Source organism: Chthonomonas calidirosea T49 (assembly GCF_000427095.1).
GTDB classification, from domain to species: domain Bacteria; phylum Armatimonadota; class Chthonomonadetes; order Chthonomonadales; family Chthonomonadaceae; genus Chthonomonas; species Chthonomonas calidirosea.
The window spans coordinates 104,520-121,228 of sequence record NC_021487.1; the positions used below are offsets into that span (position 1 = coordinate 104,520).

12 protein-coding genes and 2 pseudogenes are annotated in these 16,709 nt (G+C 54.1%); 1 reads left to right on the plus strand and 13 read right to left on the minus strand.

From position 1 onward, the window contains the following. Window positions 1-35 precede the first annotated feature (35 nt). From CCALI_RS14555 to CCALI_RS00540, 11 genes and pseudogenes are all read right to left on the minus strand, one after another. Window positions 36-866: a prepilin-type N-terminal cleavage/methylation domain-containing protein gene (locus CCALI_RS14555; RefSeq protein ID WP_016481504.1), complete on the minus strand. Its 831-nt coding sequence runs from the start codon at window positions 864-866 to the stop codon at window positions 36-38. 20 nt (window positions 867-886) lie between these two features. Next, a complete protein-coding gene (locus CCALI_RS14560) occupies window positions 887-3,112 on the minus strand; it encodes a transglycosylase (RefSeq protein ID WP_016481505.1) in 2,226 nt (741 codons plus the stop codon). A 50-nt stretch (window positions 3,113-3,162) separates the two neighbouring features. After that, window positions 3,163-3,822 carry an RNA polymerase sigma factor gene (locus CCALI_RS00500; RefSeq protein ID WP_016481506.1) on the minus strand — a complete coding sequence of 220 codons (660 nt, stop codon included), beginning with the start codon at window positions 3,820-3,822 and terminating at the stop codon, window positions 3,163-3,165. 221 nt (window positions 3,823-4,043) lie between these two features. Continuing rightward, entirely contained in the window at window positions 4,044-5,123 is a 1,080-nt protein-coding gene (locus CCALI_RS00505; protein WP_016481507.1) for a hypothetical protein, read from the minus strand. Continuing rightward, on the minus strand, window positions 5,120-6,214 hold the full coding sequence (locus tag CCALI_RS00510; protein WP_016481508.1) for a hypothetical protein: 1,095 nt from the start codon (window positions 6,212-6,214) through the stop codon (window positions 5,120-5,122). Before CCALI_RS00510 ends, CCALI_RS00505 begins: the two co-directional genes overlap by 4 nt. Before the next feature lie 104 nt (window positions 6,215-6,318). Continuing rightward, entirely contained in the window at window positions 6,319-7,659 is a 1,341-nt protein-coding gene (locus tag CCALI_RS00515; protein WP_016481509.1) for an O-antigen ligase like membrane protein, read from the minus strand. 387 nt (window positions 7,660-8,046) lie between these two features. Then, a pseudogene (carB, locus tag CCALI_RS00520) lies at window positions 8,047-9,603 on the minus strand (carbamoyl-phosphate synthase large subunit); the annotation flags it as partial. Between the two features lie 50 nt (window positions 9,604-9,653). Beyond that, a complete protein-coding gene (locus CCALI_RS00525; RefSeq protein WP_016481511.1) occupies window positions 9,654-10,643 on the minus strand; it encodes a hypothetical protein in 990 nt (329 codons plus the stop codon). A gap of 29 nt (window positions 10,644-10,672) precedes the next feature. Continuing rightward, entirely contained in the window at window positions 10,673-11,476 is an 804-nt protein-coding gene (locus CCALI_RS00530) for a class I SAM-dependent methyltransferase (protein WP_016481512.1), read from the minus strand. Window positions 11,477-11,492: 16 nt separating this feature from the next. Beyond that, window positions 11,493-13,193: pseudogene (gene carB / locus CCALI_RS00535) on the minus strand (carbamoyl-phosphate synthase large subunit); the annotation flags it as partial. A gap of 16 nt (window positions 13,194-13,209) precedes the next feature. Further along, window positions 13,210-14,391, minus strand: a complete 1,182-nt coding sequence (locus tag CCALI_RS00540) for a hypothetical protein (protein ID WP_156412888.1) — start codon at window positions 14,389-14,391, stop codon at window positions 13,210-13,212. A gap of 78 nt (window positions 14,392-14,469) precedes the next feature. On the opposite strand from CCALI_RS00540, the gene CCALI_RS16805 reads away from it, so the two are divergent. After that, window positions 14,470-14,787, plus strand: coding sequence for a hypothetical protein (locus tag CCALI_RS16805; RefSeq protein WP_016481811.1), 318 nt, complete (start codon window positions 14,470-14,472; stop codon window positions 14,785-14,787). 123 nt (window positions 14,788-14,910) lie between these two features. Here CCALI_RS16805 and lepB read toward each other — a convergent pair whose 3' ends face one another. Both lepB and carA read right to left on the minus strand, forming a co-directional pair. Beyond that, complete coding sequence (gene lepB / locus CCALI_RS00550; protein WP_016481516.1) at window positions 14,911-15,564, minus strand: signal peptidase I; 654 nt, start codon at window positions 15,562-15,564, stop codon at window positions 14,911-14,913. Further along, window positions 15,561-16,691, minus strand: coding sequence for a glutamine-hydrolyzing carbamoyl-phosphate synthase small subunit (carA, locus tag CCALI_RS00555; RefSeq protein ID WP_016481517.1), 1,131 nt, complete (start codon window positions 16,689-16,691; stop codon window positions 15,561-15,563). The genes lepB and carA overlap by 4 nt, the downstream gene beginning before the upstream one ends. Between the last annotated feature and the right edge of the window lie 18 nt (window positions 16,692-16,709).

The following is a 16,709-nucleotide window of genomic DNA, read 5'->3' on the forward strand; positions in this document are numbered from 1 at the left end:
TATTGCCTGGGCTGCTTCATAGGCCTCATAATCGGTTAGGGCCATTGGTTGTTTTGGCCTAGGCTCCAGTAGTTCCCGTTGGTGGCGAGGGTAGAGGTGTGCATTGCCTTAACATGTCCGTCGCAGAAAAAGGTGTTGTTGGTGGATTTGGGATCGGGGAGCGTGGGGCCGCCGCTGAGGCTGTTGCGTACGAAGGAGGCGCTATGGCGGCCTGCGAGTGTCCACCAGGCGCCGTTTGAGCCGGAAGGGATATTGGAGCCGGAGACATCGAAGTAGCTGAGTAACAGGGCGGCTCCGGGCTGTTTGCCGTTGCAGAGCCAATCGAAAGTTTCGGCTAGGAGAACGGTGTTGGCTGGTGCGGTAACCGCGGCGATGGAGGCGGGAGTATGGGTGCCGCTGTGGGAATCGGGGCCGCGCCAGTTGACGATGTCGTCGCTAATGCCATAGGAGGAGATATAGCCGTTGCCGGCGCAGTCGGCCAGTTGAGAGTTTTTATCTGGCGTGGTATCTGGGCAGGTAAAGATGGCCGGTAGGTCGGTGATCAGCGCCTGCCCCAAATGACCGTGGCCGATGACGTTGCCCTGAACGTAAGGACATACAAGTTGCGGCCAGAACTGGTTTGGGGACACGAAGGCCGACTGATTGTTAATGTAGATAAGCGTGCTGTAGTAGGGGCAAAAGACCTCGTCATAGTCTTGTGCATACATCAGCACGGCTTGGCCCACTTGGCGCACATTCGAGAGACAGGCGGCGGCTCTGGCGGCCTCGCGTGCCCTAGCGAACACTGGAAAGAGCAATGCAGCCAGCAGTGCGATGATCGCTATAACCACAAGCAGCTCAATGAGGGTAAATGCACGGTGTTTCATAGAGGGTTCTTCCTTTGCTATCAGAAGCCTGCAGCGCTATTCGGTATGCTGTTGTGAAACATATAGGGTGGGGGCGTTGGCGCCGGGGGGCGCGGTCCTCGTACCTCACAGTGAAAGTGGGTTTGGTGTTCTGAGGGGTTATTTTGCCAGTCTAAAACAAGATCGAAGTGGCGTTTGAGGAGCTTTTCCACTTTAAGGAGTTTTGGTGTTACACTTGGATTGTCATGATCTTTGACCCACATCGTTGTTCTGTTTGAAAAAACGAAGCCGGCTATGTCTATCGCTTGACCGTAGGCATGCGCGGAGAGATGGGCGAGATCGTTACGGATCGTCCGGTCGTTATAGACTCCCAGATGATGAATACCGACGAGCCCCAGCGTCTTATGGGCTAGGAGTAGAAAAGCGGCAAGGTGTTGTTTTAGGCATGGGGCCACGTTAGGGATAGAGGCAGGAATTTGTGGGTTCACGAAGCTGTAGAAGGAGACTCCAAGCCAGTGGGCTGGAATAAAGTCGGTGGCGCCTCTATCGTATACGTCGCGGTAGGGGCGCACAAAGCGGTCAATGGGTATTCGGGCGGCCTGTTGAAGTTGAGCTGTTGTATATCGGTCACCAAAGAAGGCACTAAGGCGACCGAGAGCTGTCTGTTGCCAGTGCGCCATTTTGTCGAGGGGGACATACTGCGCTTCACCGGTAGCAGCAAGCTGAGGGTCGGGTTTTGGGGGATGCGACACAAGGCCTGCAAGCAGCGCGCTTTGGGCGAGGGTGAGTTTGTCTGGGGTGGTATAGAAATACCCCCATGCGGCTTGTGCGATGCCGTGATACCCCAGGCCGTAGTCAATGGTGTTAAGATAGAGCTCAAGGATCCGCTTTTTGGGCAGTAGGCGGTTCATCAGCAGGGCAATAAGGATCTCCTCTAGCTTGCGGGATAGGGTTTTACGCGGCGTGAGAAATAGGTTGCGGGCTAGCTGTTGTGTGATGGTACTGCCCCCAAGCTTGATCTCTCCGGCGCGAATATCTATCCGCATGGCGCGATCGGTAGCGTTCCAATCCACCCCTGCGTTCTCGTAGAAAGAGCCGTCCTCCGTGGCGATCGTGGCGTCTTGCATGGTCTGGGAGATATGGTTAAGAGGCACATACACGCTGTAGCCCGCCGGCTTGCCGTTACCCCTGTAGGGCAAGATCAGGTGGTAGGCATGATACAGAAACGCGGCAAGCCACATTAGGCAAAGATCGCAGGGGAGTGCAGCCGCCACTAGTAGTCTCCGTCGCCGGGCGCGAAGGCCTGTCAAGGTTTCTGCAGAGGGTTCAGGCTTTGGGAAGTGGGTTAACCCGGGCAGAGCGAGAGAGAGGGCGAGCGGCCATGTGCCGAGTGCTGAGGCGTCGGTGAGAAAAGCGGGGCGAATAGCATTAAACAGCAGAAGCGTTAAAAGCGTGCCTGAGGCGCTTGCGGCGAGCAGCGTTTCATAGGAGTGTGCCTGTGATGTAGATAAGAGAGCGCGTTGAAATGCTACGAGGCCAGCTACGATCAGCAAAAGAGCAAGGCTGATGGTAGCGATAGGCCCCTGCTCCATGAGATAGGTTCTAGCGAAGGAAGAGGTTTGAAAAGTGCCGAGGCCAGTGCCAAAGGGGTCGGTTTGAAGGAGGTGGAGCGGATGCGGCAGCACCGAGAGAGCTACAAGAACGATGAGACCGAAAGTGAGGCAACAAAACAGAGACCAGCGGAGCTCGCATGGCGCTCTTTGGGTTAGAAGACATAGGGCGGTGAGGGCGGGAGCAAGCAGTAATAGGAGGCGTAGGGACAGGGGCAGCGCGCAGATGAGGATGGCGAACACCCCAAGAGCAACAAGCGGCCACGCTATCTTTCGCACCTTGCCGTGCCATAGGCCGGCGACAGCAAGCGCGGTGGGCAAGGTAGCCCAAAGTCCCACGCTCGGCCCGCCATGAAGCAGTAGCCCAACGACCATCAACAGATCGAGGAATCCCAACAGGCCGAGCCAAACTTTGTAGAGATCGCGTGCGATGAGGAGCAGAGCAAGCCCAGCAAATGCGGCCGCCGTGATATACCCCGCAAGACGATACGGGTAGAGATCGGCCGTGGAGAGGAACCAGTCTTTCACGATGCTTTCTGTCCATAACAGATAGCAAAACGGTAGAAGAATGAGACCCAATCTGCGCAGCACGGTATGCCCTACCGATGTTTCTTTCGACGATTGGGTGGTTATGTCCAAGTTGATCGTGGTGGGCATCAGGAACCTCTTTGCCGGAGCTCTCTGCGAAGTTTAAAGCTGATGGGCGATCAAGGTAGCTCCTCCGGATTGGAGGGGTAGGGATTCGAGTCGTCCCTCGATTCGCTTTGTTCCTTTGTTGCTTGCCGTTTCCGAAGGAGCCTGCGCGGTTTCTGATGGGATAGTGTTGGCTTTGCAACATCTTCTTCGATGATAAGGCGCAGCTTTACTCTTGCCCGATGCAGGTGCATTTTCGCTCCGCTTACAGTGATGCGCAAAGATGACGCTATCTGCAGCAGCGACTCCTCTCCGTAATAGTACCGTTGCAACACGTCCTGTTGGAGGGGAGTTAACAGCGGGAGGATCTGCTGAAAGAGGCAGCGAAGCTCGGCGCGAAGGAATTCGGGCTTAAAGTTCATCTGGAGATCGCGTTCGGGTATCTCATCAAGACAAGTACAGGGCTTTAGAGCGCGGAGGTAGTTACAGGCGAAGTTGTGGGCTGAGCGATGGAGGTACGGCTTATTGCTCATGAGGCCATCAGAGAGCGCTTTGTGAAAGAGGTGCACGGCAAAGTCATGGGCACAGTCTTCACGTTCGAGGCAAGGGATTCCGACACGGCAGGCTTGAACGAAGCCGATTTTCACCAACTCCTCGAATGCCGCCAATTCGTCCTTTTCTTCTTTAGACCATAGCGTATCGGAGACTGATAATGCAGTGGCATCTGAGTTCATCCTTCCTTCCTTTCCATAGCATAAAAGAAGCCATCATGGGCTTCTGTCCAACTCATGGGGGCACCGCCCCGGCAGAGCGATCGAAAGCGTATAAAAAGGTTCTATCTATATTAACACACAAATAAGGCAAAAAGTCACCGAGCGTAGAAAAATTTTTTGCTGAGATCTCAAACGAGACGTCTTGAAATTTGCAGCTCTAACAATGCGTTGTTAGGCATCCATCAGCTGTTCGGTTTCCCTTGGTGGGCTCTATTACGTAAGAGAAGAGTTGCTATAATAAGTGTCACAATTAATAACGGAAGAATGATGAAAATAGAGACGAGAAGTACTTGCCGTTTTGTAATGTGCTTTCCAGGTACATGGGATTGCTTACAGGCGAGGTGAAACGTACTATCTGGGAATTGTGTGTTTATATCGCTTAAATCCAGATGAAAAACCGGAGAGGGAACCATGTAGGCCTCGAAGTCCACTTTTCCGGAAGGATGGGTTGTTTTTAAGTGGGTTTCCACTCGATATTCAGTAGGAACCCAAATTCCAGCTATTTGCTGACCCCGCGTAAAAATCACGACGACTTGGGAATCACCGTTCGTAGTTTGAATGCGCACTGGAAAGAAGTAGTGTCCGATCGGGGCAAACCACAGGTCTTGCGGCACATCAAGAGCCGGTGGTTGCTGCCCCAGAAACCGGACGTGGAAACAGTTCCAACCCCCGATTCTGTCTGTGCCCACCACCGAAAGAGAGGTAGAACGCGTCAGATAGTAGGCTATCAAAGAAGGGCCGGACTGAATCATCTTGGCATCGAAGTTTGGATAGAGAAGAAGGTCGTTCAGAAAAATCGGCAATCCCTCAGCGCGTATAGGAGCTAGATAGTTTTCTACGGACTCATCGCTTGTATGATGCGCACAATGAAATTGATGGGAGAAAAATTGATTCTCCGCCGTATCGAAGCCCTTTCCATCGTAGGCGTACTCTTGTTCGTCCTTGTGATTGGGGGAGTTGTCCGTGAAGAGCACGTGAAACTTATTGCCACTAACCACCGTTTCTATCTGCTCCTGATAGAGCGGAGATGGTGTGGCATTTTTCAGGGGCATGTTGGGGGTCACGAAGACCCGCATTCGATAAGACGAGAGAGCGTTGTTCACGTTTTGAACATACTGTTGCCAGCCGTTGAGGAGAAGTTGTGGCGAGGGCAGTTGCGATTGGGCGTAGCCCGTAGAGACGCTCAACAAGATACATAGGCCTGAAAGTAGAAGCGCCTTGGGCTTCGTCACGGTCATCAACCGTTTGAATGATAGCTTCATTTCTTATTATCTCCTTCTTTAGCGATAGTAGCAACTCGAGTGGAAGATCTCTGAACAAAGGCTGAGATAGGAATAGCAATAAGCGTTTTACCACCTCCTTTCAGCTGGACATAGGCATCTATCTCGCCTGGACGGTCTGTTAGAAGCCGCACCGAGAAAGAAGCTTGATGGGCGGAGTGCTTCAGCAGATGCGCCTCAAGGCTTGGGGTTGTACAACGAACCGTGAGGTCGGCTGGCAGCAGCTCGTCGGTGACGATCTGAAACGTTTGCAGGGGAGAAGGGCTGTTTTGCGCAACCAGCCCAAAGGTGTATTGGGGCGGATGAACTTGCCACTTCGAGCGAATCTGACCGGTGATCGGGATGTCCGTCGAACCGGTTTGGTGTAGTGCGTCAAACTGCACGTGCACAAATCCTGAAAACGGTCCCTCCGGTGCCTCCCCATCTGCTTTGCATACAAGCACATGGCCTCTGCCAGGCAAAAGCTTTTGGGAGAGATGAAGCCAAGGGATCTGTGAGGAGATATGAATGCTGTAGATGCTGGAATAGGGGTGAAAAGGGACGAGAACGGGATCTGTAGCGCAGCCAGGGGCGCAGCGAACGAGTGTGGGCAACCTCCACACAGGCTGTGCCTCAAGGATGGGAGAATAGACGTGAACCCCGATCGGTACTTTGGCGACGGCTCCTTGCACAGAAGCGAAAAGGCCTTCGAGGAGATCTCCAGAATCAGGACAGGTGATCTGGTAGGCGATGGTCACCTCTTTATGCGGGGGCAGGATGGGAATGGAGGTAGCGCCCAAGATTTTAGTGCAGAAGCAGCTTGTGGTGAGAGTGATATTAGACAGCGTCTTCTCGGTGGAGTTACGAAGGGTTACCCTGCCACGAATCACCCCGGGAAGCACCGCCATGGAGATATGCGACGGAACAAAGTTCAGACCACGCGCGACCGGCTGACCTAAGCCTAACATCCTTCGTAGCCAGGATAGACCGTGAGAGTAGCCATCGGGAATAACAAACATAAAGGCCACCATAAACCACAGGATGACAATGCAGAACCATTGCACGGTGTATCTATTCAGAAGCCTTTGTCTCATCGCCGTCTTTTCCTAAATCCCCAGGTTGGGTACTGGTTCACCTAACGGATGGGGTCAATTTAGCGGTGATCTCATTTATAAAGACACCTGATAGCGGCGCAGGGTCACACTGCTGGAGGCGATTTTGACACGATGACATCGAAGCGCCTGCCTAGCGCCAAACCTGTTAGAAGGAGCAGAGAGATTAGGCCGGCGTATAGCTCGACGTCGAGAAACACACTGGGGTCGAAGAGGCCCGTAACTATCAAGGCCGTCCATGCGCCTAGTGTTGCGACAACGAGACCGTTTTGAGTTGGTGGCAGATCGGGCGATTGGAGCTGTCGGCATAGCCAGTAGAAAAGGGCGAGAACGAGCAGTAGAAAAAGCGTCAATCCAACCGCGCCATAGCCGTGGAGGAAACCGATGCAAAGATTATAATCTACTATAATATTATAATTGTAGGAGAACTGTTGCGTGCCCTCTTCAAGCCACCGGTCGTAAGCCCTAGAGATGAGGGTATGAATGCCCGCCCCGTTAGAGAGGTCTGAGGGATGAACGAGCGCGTTAGCGCCAAGCCAGGGATAGTTGGAGAGCGAGGATTCGAGCCCGCTGAACCAGTCTGAGATTCGCGTTCTTGTAGAGTTATCGTGCTGAAGCAGCTGCGTGGAGATATGTTTATCGCTGCGCAGCCAAAAACAGCCTATGATCAGCACGGCTGCGGAGAGGATCAACACGTAGCGTCGTGGGCGACTTTGAAAAAGGGCGATGCAACCTAGGCCAGCGGCCAATCCAACATAACAACCGCGGGTGTAGGTTAAGAGAAGGAGCACCAGCACAAAAAAGGGTGCGTTCAATCGCCAAGGCGTCCGCCACGACAGGGGATGTTGCAACAGCTCCGCTAACAGGATAAAGAAGAACACAAGCATGTGCGGGGTCAGATCAAAGGGGTTGCCATAAAGGCCGGAGGCGCGATAGCCCACATAGGGGGAGTGGAACTGATGAAAGTGCAAGGCATAGGCGAGATAGGCGATCACCACATGCAGTGCTAGCAGCACCTTAAGGGTTGTCAGTGTCAGCTGACGTTCGCGGCCCTGCAAACACTGGGAGAGAAAGAAGAGCGACCAGCCCGCGAGAAAAGACGAGAAGGTTGAACAAAGTAGGAGCACATAGATGCAGAAACAGATAGCCGAGGCATTTACTAGCCCCAGTTTCGCCGATCGGGCACGCGAGTACCACGCAAGGAGGGCAACACTTCCGAGGAGACAAAGCCCCCAAGCCGCGTGGGGTATCAGGGTAAAGGGGTAACCATCCAGTTCAAATGTTGGATATCTCACAAAGTGAAGGGGCAGCAACGCCGCAGGTAGGAAGAACCCGACGATCAACACAAAGACCAAGCCGCCCAGCTGTCCTGTGGAGTCTGCCGAATCCGGTTGTTTTGTGCGCAGCGCAAAAGGAGTTTGAATCACTTTGCTCTCCTGTGCTCTTAGGACTTATTCCTTGGTGTGTCCTGTCTCCAAGGTAAACATTATGAACGATACAAAAAGGGCCAAGGCCAAACTACTAGAAGGTTATCGGGTTCTTTGCACCTTCATCTATAATAACACCTAAAACCGTCTGGAAGTCACTATAAGATCCGCTTTTTGCTGAACCAAGGGTGCCGCAAGGTTTGGCGGAAAAATGGCAACGATGCTCTGAATGGCGAGGAAATGCACGATGAAGCAAAGCCATCTATTGAGGTGCTCTTTGCTAGGAGGCTTCCACGAAAAGTGAAAGTTGGGCAGGTAAGCACCTGCCCACGTTGGACTGGCTGGTATAGCCTCTTGAATAGGGAGGCGCGGTTTATAGACCCCTGTCTAGATGGGTTGAAGGTATTCCGTTATGGTGGCGACTTCTGGAGTGCCGGAGCGGCGGGCTTTGAGAGCGACGAGCAGGGCGCGAGCTGTGTCCAGGCTGGTTAGACAAGGTACACCGGCCTCCACGCTCGCGCGACGTATGCGGGCGGCCTCACGCTCAATGCGACGATCGCTTGAAAGTGTGTTGATGAGCAGCGCGATCTGACCGCTGCGAATAAGGTCTACAATGTTGCCCTCTCCCTCATGGAGCTTTTTGACGACGTTTGCCCGAATGCCATGTTGATTAAGGAAGCGGGCTGTGCCCTCCGTGGCAAAGATGCGAAAGCCGAGCTCTTCGAACTCTCGTACAATGGGTACACTCTCGGCCTTATCGGCATCGGCAACCGTAACAATGAGGCTGCCGCCTCGGGGTACGCCGATTCCCGATGCGATGAGGGCCTTGTAAAGCGCTTGAGGATAGTCGCGCGCGATGCCCATGATCTCTCCGGTGGATTTCATCTCTGGGCCGAGGTTGATATCCACCTGAGTAAGTTTAAGGAAGGAAAAGACGGGGGCTTTTACGGCAATGGATGGCGATTCAGGGTAGAGACCCGGCTGATAGCCCTGATCGCGAAGGGTATATCCGAATATGGCTCGCGTCGCCACTTTTACCATTGGAATGCCCGTTATTTTGCTAAGATAGGGAACGGTGCGGGAGGAGCGCGGGTTTACCTCGAGAACTTGGGCTGTATCGGTCTCGTTATCCACCACAAACTGAATGTTCATAAGACCTCGCACCTCGAGTCGCTTTGCCAAGAGCGTGGAGGTCTCAACTACCTGAGAGATAACGTGCTTGGAAAGGGTCTGAGGAGGATATACAGCCATACTATCGCCAGAGTGAACGCCGGCGCGTTCGATATGCTCCATAATGCCAGGAATAAGGCACTCCTCACCGTCTCCAATAACGTCCACTTCCACCTCGCGCCCAAGAATATATTTGTCCACAAGAATGGGAGCACGAGGTGAGACATCCACTACATAGTTCATGTATTGCTCAAGTTCCGCGCGGTTGTACACGATCTCCATTGCGCGCCCTCCAAGCACATAGCTGGGGCGTACGAGAACGGGGTAACCGATCTCTTCTGCCACCTCCAGCGCTGCCGAAATGCTGGTGACAGCGCGCCCAGGTGGTTTTGGAATGCCAAGCTCGGTCAGAACCTTCTCGAATCGGTCGCGGTCTTCGGCGAGGTCAATGGAGTCGGGTGAGGTGCCTAGAATGGAAACACCGGCTTCATGGAGGGGACGAGCCAGATTAATGGCCGTTTGGCCGCCAAACTGCACGATAACTCCATCCACCTCTTCATGTTCGAGGACGTTGAGAACGTCCTCCAGTGTGAGCGGCTCAAAAAACAGTCGGTCGGAGGTATCGAAGTCAGTGGAGACGGTTTCGGGGTTGTTATTCACGATGATGGCCATATGGCCGAGTTCGCGGAGGGCCCAGATGCAATGAACGGAACAGTAGTCAAATTCGATGCCCTGCCCGATGCGAATGGGGCCGGAGCCAATGACGGCAACTTTCATCGGTTTGCTATTCAGCATAGTGTGTACTCTTCACCATCCTTTCAAAATCAGTTCATATGAAGCAGTTCGATGACGGCCTGCTCGGTCGCCTGTGCTCTTTGGCGCACCTGTGCGATGGTGTCATAAAGCTCATTCGAGGCGCTTTGTAGCTGCGGTTCGTAACGCGGCACCGATTGGAGGCGCACAAGGGCATTGCGGGCCGCTAAAATCGTCTGTTCGATGGCCTTTTGCTGCGCTGAAAGGCGCTCGAGGTTGCGCTGCAGCGCGCGCAGCCCTTCGATGCGTTCCAGGCAGAGCTGCATAGAATGCTCAAAGGTGGCACGTGCCGCGGGATCGGTCGCTGCATCCCGTTGGAGGGCCAGTTCGGCGTACTCCTCGGATAGCCTTTGGAGGTTCTCTTCTTGATGAAGCTTAAGGAGGTTTTGGCGAATAGTTTCAAGTTGTCGTTTCGATTCCAACAGGCGGCTAAGGTGGTTCAGCGTCGAGCGAAGTTCGCGCTCCTGTTCCGGCTCGGAAGGAGACGTTTGGGCGAGGAGGAGCAGAATATCGCCATAGGCTCGCTCTGCCTCAGAGAGATGGAGGAGAGGGAGAGCTGCCGCCAATTCCTCGGGAGGAATGGTATTGTCGAGCGGCACCAAGCGTTGGCGTAGAGCACCTATGCCACAGCCCAGAACGCAGAACAGGATGAGGAACCATAGCATTTGAAGGAAGACGGGCGCAGGGAACACAAATCCATAAACGATGTAGGTCGTCAAAAGGAGTAGAGCAAGAAAGCCGATGCCTGCCGTAAGGTAAAGCTTACGGTTTCTTTGGCGACGACGGCGTTTCAGGTAGCTGGTGTAGGCTTTCGCCTCTACGGGTGTAGGGGGGCGTTTTTGAATCCATCGAGGGCCGGAGACGGCCGACCAGGTAAAGTGGAACGGCAGGGTTCCTTTCCAGGCGATGTTATCCAGCAGATAGCTCCCCGGCGCCACTTCAAGCCGTGCAGCCAGTTGGGTTGCAATCTCTTTATCTATGTCCTTTAAGCCGATCTGCATGGCGTGCTGTAACCTTTGGCTTTTTATGTCTATTTCGTGCCCCACACCTGCATCATACGCGCCATTCCAAAAACGACGCTTTCGTCGTTGGCCATTCTCCGCAGCTGCTGACAGATATCGTTAATCTCCTCTCTGGTCGCAAGGCCAGCGGCTACCAGGTTCTCGGTAGCCTCTTCGATTGTCCACCCTGGGAGAAGCTTTTGCGCGCCTTCTGCGAAGATGGGCTGAGCAAGGTTCACCTGAACCGAGTGAAGCCCGAGGTCACGAACCAAGGAGAAGAGCTTGCGGCCGATGGTGAAGTCTGCTCCTTGTTGAGCGCCGGCAGCCCGGTAGAGTTCGAAGCAGCGTTCATAGGCGGGCGAAGGAGGCCAACAGAAAACCGCCGTGAAATCACCATCTTCAACAGCCAGGACACCTCCTGGTTTCAGCAACGAAGCCATCTCGCGAAGCGCCCGTTGAGGATGGGCAAGGTGCATGAGCAAGAAGCGGCAAAAAACCATGTCAAAGGTGCCATAGGGCAGTCCTGTGGCATAGGCTGAGGCCGTATGAAACCGGAGGTTCGTAAGACCGGCCTTTTGGGCTAGCTGTGTGGCCGTCTGTGTCTGCTCGGCACTCGCATCTACGCCGATAACCGAGCCGCTAGAGCCCACTTGGAGGGCGATCCACTGGGAGACGATCCCTACACCGCACCCAATGTCGGCCACATGCAGGCCCTCTCGAAGGCCTGCACGCTTAAGAAAGGCCTGGGTGTCGGGGCCGTGGGTGGCCTCGACCACCTTTAGTCGTTCGATGGCCGTGTCGCCGGTGGCCAATACGTATTTTTCATGAGCCATGAGTTGTCTCCACCAAAGCCTCATCCTCCTGGTCGTAGCAGGAGTAGAAATAGGGGGTGGCCGCCTCAAACTCGGCGGCACAGGTATCTACCATTTTATAGACCGGTTGGATACCTAGACGTTTACGAAGAGCGCGAAGTTTCGCCTCTGGGATCTCCGCAAACTCAGCAATGACCCTATCGGGAAAGCCGGCATGTTTTGCTTCTCGCAAGAGGCGGGTGACGAGGGGATAGTTTGTTGGCTCATTGCCCAAGTCCTCTTCCTGTAGAGCCAGTCGCGCGATAGCGCGTGCGTTAAGTCGTAGTTTTGTCTCCAATTTCACCAGCCCCTCAATCTTTCTCAGGAACCAGGGGTCAATATGACTCAACGCATGGATCTCTTCCACCAACATACCGCGACGGAAGCCTTCAGTGATCGCCCATAGGCGTTCGTCATTGGGGACACGAATAGCCTCCTCCAGTTCAATATCGCTTAACAGATGTGATTTTCGGTTGGTGAGGCCGTAGATGCCGATCTCTAGAGAGCGAATAGCCTTCATCAAGGCTGCCTCAAAGGAGCGGTCTATAGCCATAACCTCACCGGTGGCCTTCATCTGGGTTGTGATACGTCGGTCGGCCAAGACGAACTTGTCGAAAGGCCAGCGTGGGATTTTGACCACACAGTAGTCGAGCGCCGGCTCAAAACAGGCCAAAGTTTTACGGGTGACCGCATTTTCGATCTCATCGAGATGCAGCCCTATCGCGATTTTGGCGGCCACTCTGGCAATGGGGTAGCCCGTAGCTTTAGAAGCCAGTGCAGAGGAGCGAGAGACACGTGGGTTTACCTCGATGACATAGTAGGCGAACGATTTGGGATCGAGGGCTAGCTGTACGTTACATCCGCCTTCGATGCCCAACGCACGAATGATTTTGAGAGAGGCCGAGCGCAGCATCTGGTACTCTTTATCCGTAAGCGTCTGGGAAGGAGCCACAACGATGCTGTCACCCGTGTGCACGCCCATGGGGTCTATGTTCTCCATGTTGCAGACCGTGATGGCCGTGTCGTTGGCATCGCGCATGACCTCATATTCGATCTCTTTCCACCCGTTGAGGTATCGCTCTACCATGACCTGATGGCGCATAGAGAGAGAAAGCCCTCGATGAGCGATCTCGTAAAGCTCCTCTTCGTTGTGGGCAATGCCTCCTCCTGTGCCGCCGAGCGTGTAGGCTGGTCGCACGATAAGCGGCCAGATTCCTGCTGAAATAGGCTCGGATAGCTGGTCTTCGTCGGTGATGATCCACGACTCGGGAACCGGTTCCCCAATAGCCCGCATGAGGTTGCGGAACTCCTCGCGGTCTTCCGCCTTTCGAATGGCCTCAAGGGGTGTTCCGAGAAGGCGAACCCCATATTTTTCCAGAATACCGGCTTCGGCAAGCTGGGTAGCTAGATTGAGGCCGGTTTGACCTCCGAGGGTGGGGAGCAGCCCGTCAGGGCGTTCGCGTTCGATAACACGTGTGGCGAATTCGACGTTGAGCGGCTCAATATAGACCCGGTCGGCCATATCCGAGTCGGTCATGATGGTGGCGGGGTTGGAGTTGATGAGCACCACCGAAATGCCCTCTTCACGCAGAGCACGACAGGCTTGGGAGCCGGCATAGTCAAACTCAGCGGCTTGCCCAATGACGATGGGGCCGGAGCCGATGACCATTACCTTCTTTAATGACTTATCTTTTGGCATAGTACCTCTCTGTGACTTACTCTATGGAGGTGGGCACAGCGTAGACAACGACGCCGAAGCCCACAACTTTGCAATGTAGTAAAGGCTTCTGTTGAAATATCGTAGGATATCTACGACGCCACCATTGTAGGTTACGTCGCCCGTCGAGCAGAGCGAGATAGCGTGGATGTGATCGGTAGTGTGCTAGTGGATCGCGATCGTTGCAGAGACCTGGCAGTACCGGCACGTTCACAAAACGATTGAACAGGCAGAGCCCAGGAGCCGCATCGCCAAACAACACGCTGTTTTTAGGAAGCATCGACGCTAGCTGAAGGCTCGTCTGTTTTTGGGTATAGCTTAAATGGGTCAGCCAATCGGTTGTCCAGGCAATTTGGAAAAATATCCACACCCCAATACATAGAGCGCGAAGCATGTTCAGCGAGGGCTGGGTCAGCAGCTTTGGAGGCGGCATAAGTAGAAACGCGAGCCCACCGCAACACAGCCCCAAAAGAAACGGGATGCCATCTTCAAATCGCCCTGGCAGATTGAGCAGACGACCGATTTGAAACCCTACATAGCCTGTCAGCAGACTTCGCGACGGGCGATGCGTAGCTACCGTGCGGAATACGAGAGGAAACCTTTGTAATGCCACGGCGGCCAGCACGGCGAGAGCTGGGTAGAACAGCACATAGTAACGAGAGGGCGCATAGCTTGAAATGATACAGAAGAGGACGAAGACTGTTAGCCAGCCGAAGAGAAAAGCAAGCCCATCGGTTTGGGGTGCCTGGAACCACCGTTCCTTTTTTATGAGCAGAGCTGCGCTAAGAAGAAGCACCAGCAGCGTCTCGACGGGCAGATGAAGGAAGAGATAAGGAGCAATACCTCGATGATGGCCAAAGAGATTTACCAATATATTCTCACGTAATGCCCACAGGCTATGAGGAAGTAGCTGATGGTTAAGATAGTAGCGGTTCATATGTTGGATCTGTTTAGCATGTGGGAGATACCACCAGAGGAGATAGAAGAGGAGGGAAGCGAGGAACCCTCCACTCCACCAGCCCAACAAGCGCCATCGTCTTGTCCATCCCAACACCCCCAACGGCACCCCCCACACCAGCGCCCCAAGCCCTCGAACCCCATACACCGCTCCCAACACCAACCCACTCAGCCCCATCCACACCCCGCCTCGACCTCTCTCTGCCGCGAGCAGTCCTTCCACCCACAACGCCCACCCTAAGCTAAGGAAGAAAGCTCCGCCGAGTGTCATGAGGGCGAGGCGGTTGTAGAGGAAGTTGGCATGGCTCAGTCCCCACAGGAGGGTAGCGAGGAGGGCGGTAGGGGTATCGAAGAGGCGTTGGGTTGGGAAGAAGAGGAGGGGGAGGGTCAGGAGGGAGAAAAGGACGCTGAGGAGGCGGTCTTGGAGGAGGCCGGTACCGAGGAGGTGGAAGGTAGCGATTTGGGCGTAGTGGAGGTAGGGCATGATGAGCTCATTATTGAAGTCATCGGTGATGGGGTGATGGAAGAGGAGTTGGTTTCTGGCGTTATGGAGGTAGAAGCCTTCATCGGTGAGGAGGGCGCTGCTCCAGGAGAGGCGAGGATATGCATCGCTGTCTAAAGCGTAGAGCCGTACTGCAAATAAGAGACCAAGCAGAGCTAGGAAAGGAAGGACGTTTCGCCGATTATTTAAAGATAATGGCTTTCCCTGTCGGTACGTCTGTTGTATGTTGTTGGCTTGGCTTCATTGACTCTCTGAATCTTTTGGTGGTTTGGTATGATAGAGGGTCAGGACGTACTTGGCGGTAATGTCACGGATATGCAGTGGCCCCCAAAAGCGGCTATCGTCGCTATTATTGCGGTTATCTCCTAAGACAAAGACGCAGTCGGATGGCACTGTTAGTGGTTGAAGGACGGCGTAGGGGTAGTAGAGGTTTGGGTTGTTAACCGGAATGGTTGTATAGTTTTCATGTAGCGGCTTGCCGTTGATGTAGACGGTATTGCCAAGTATCTGCACGGTTTCTCCTGGCAAAGCCACGATTCGCTTGATAAGGATCTCCCCGCTTTTAATGGAGGTGGCGTCGGTGCCAGGAAAATTGGCAGCATCTCGTTCTTGAGCCGCTTTTGTAAAGTGGAAGGTCACCACATCCCCACGGGAGGGGAGGATGCCAAAGGGGTAAGCAGCCCACGCTCGCATAAGCAGCACATGGTCGCCTGGCTTCAACAGGGGTTCCATAGAGCTGGAAGGGATGTAGCCTGTAGTGAAGGCCAGGGCCGTGTAGCCAAGCACAAGCAGAAGAAAGAGCGAAAAATAGTAGCGATTTCTGTTTTTCAGCGGTAACTCTTGAATGTTGGCACTTGGTGTTGCCCGATCGCTGTCGTGGTTAAAGATCTTCATTTCTTCGCCTCTACCTGCTCAAGAATCTCAATGAACCTATGAAAGAGATTCGCGCTATCGTTAGGCCCAGGAGAGGCTTCAGGGTGATACTGGATCGAGAAGATGGGTAGCTCTCGATGACGCAGCCCCTCAACCGTGCCGTCGTTAAGGTTGATCTGGGCAACTTCCATCCCATCGCGCAGTTTATCGGGATCAACGGCATATCCGTGGTTTTGAGACGTGATGTAGACGCGCCCGCTTTGTAGGTCTTTCACAGGATGGTTGCTGCCGCGGTGCCCGAACTTGAGCTTGAAGGTTCGACTGCCGAAGGCATACCCTAGCAGTTGGTTGCCAAGGCAGACCCCCATGATCGGTTTGCGTTCGACCAGAGCGCGAACGGTGTTCACAATATAGCCGAGGTGTGCCGGGTCGCCAGGGCCGGGCGAGAGAACAATGCCGTCGGGATTCTCTCGGAGAATCTCCGATGCAGTAGCCGTGCAGGGGTAGACGGTAACCTGACAATTCAGTGCGGCCAAGCTGCGCAAGATATTGAATTTTACGCCGCAATCTATAAGGGCAAGGCGCCATCGCGCTTCGTGCGAAGTTTTAGGGGAAGCGATAGGAGTTGGCGCCTTATCTCCTGGGTACCACCGATAGGGTTGTTCGGTGGTGACAAGTCGGGTGAGGTCTGCCGATTCGTAGCGTGGCGCTGAACGCAGACGTTCAAGGGCTTGTTGAGGAGTCTCCTCGGTGGAGATAGTGCCCATCATGACTCCACGGATGCGCAAGGTGCGTGTAAGCGCGCGCGTATCTACTTTGGAGATGGCAACGATCCCGCGCTCCTTAAGAAAATCGTGAAGATTCCACTCGGCGCGCCAGTTGCTTGGCGTTTCGGATACCTCACGCACCACAAGGCCGCTTACCTGCACCTTCCGCGACTCGAAGTCGTCGGGATTGATGCCGTAGTTACCGATGAGCGGGTAGGTGAGAGTGACGATCTGATTGGCATAGGAGGGATCGGTAAGGATCTCCTGATAACCGGTCATGCCGGTATTAAAAACGACCTCGCCTGTGGTGTATCCACATGCTCCCAACGATTCGCCTTCAAAAACGGTTCCATCCTCAAGAACAAGTATCGCTTTACTCATAGCTTTCTTTCCTTCAAT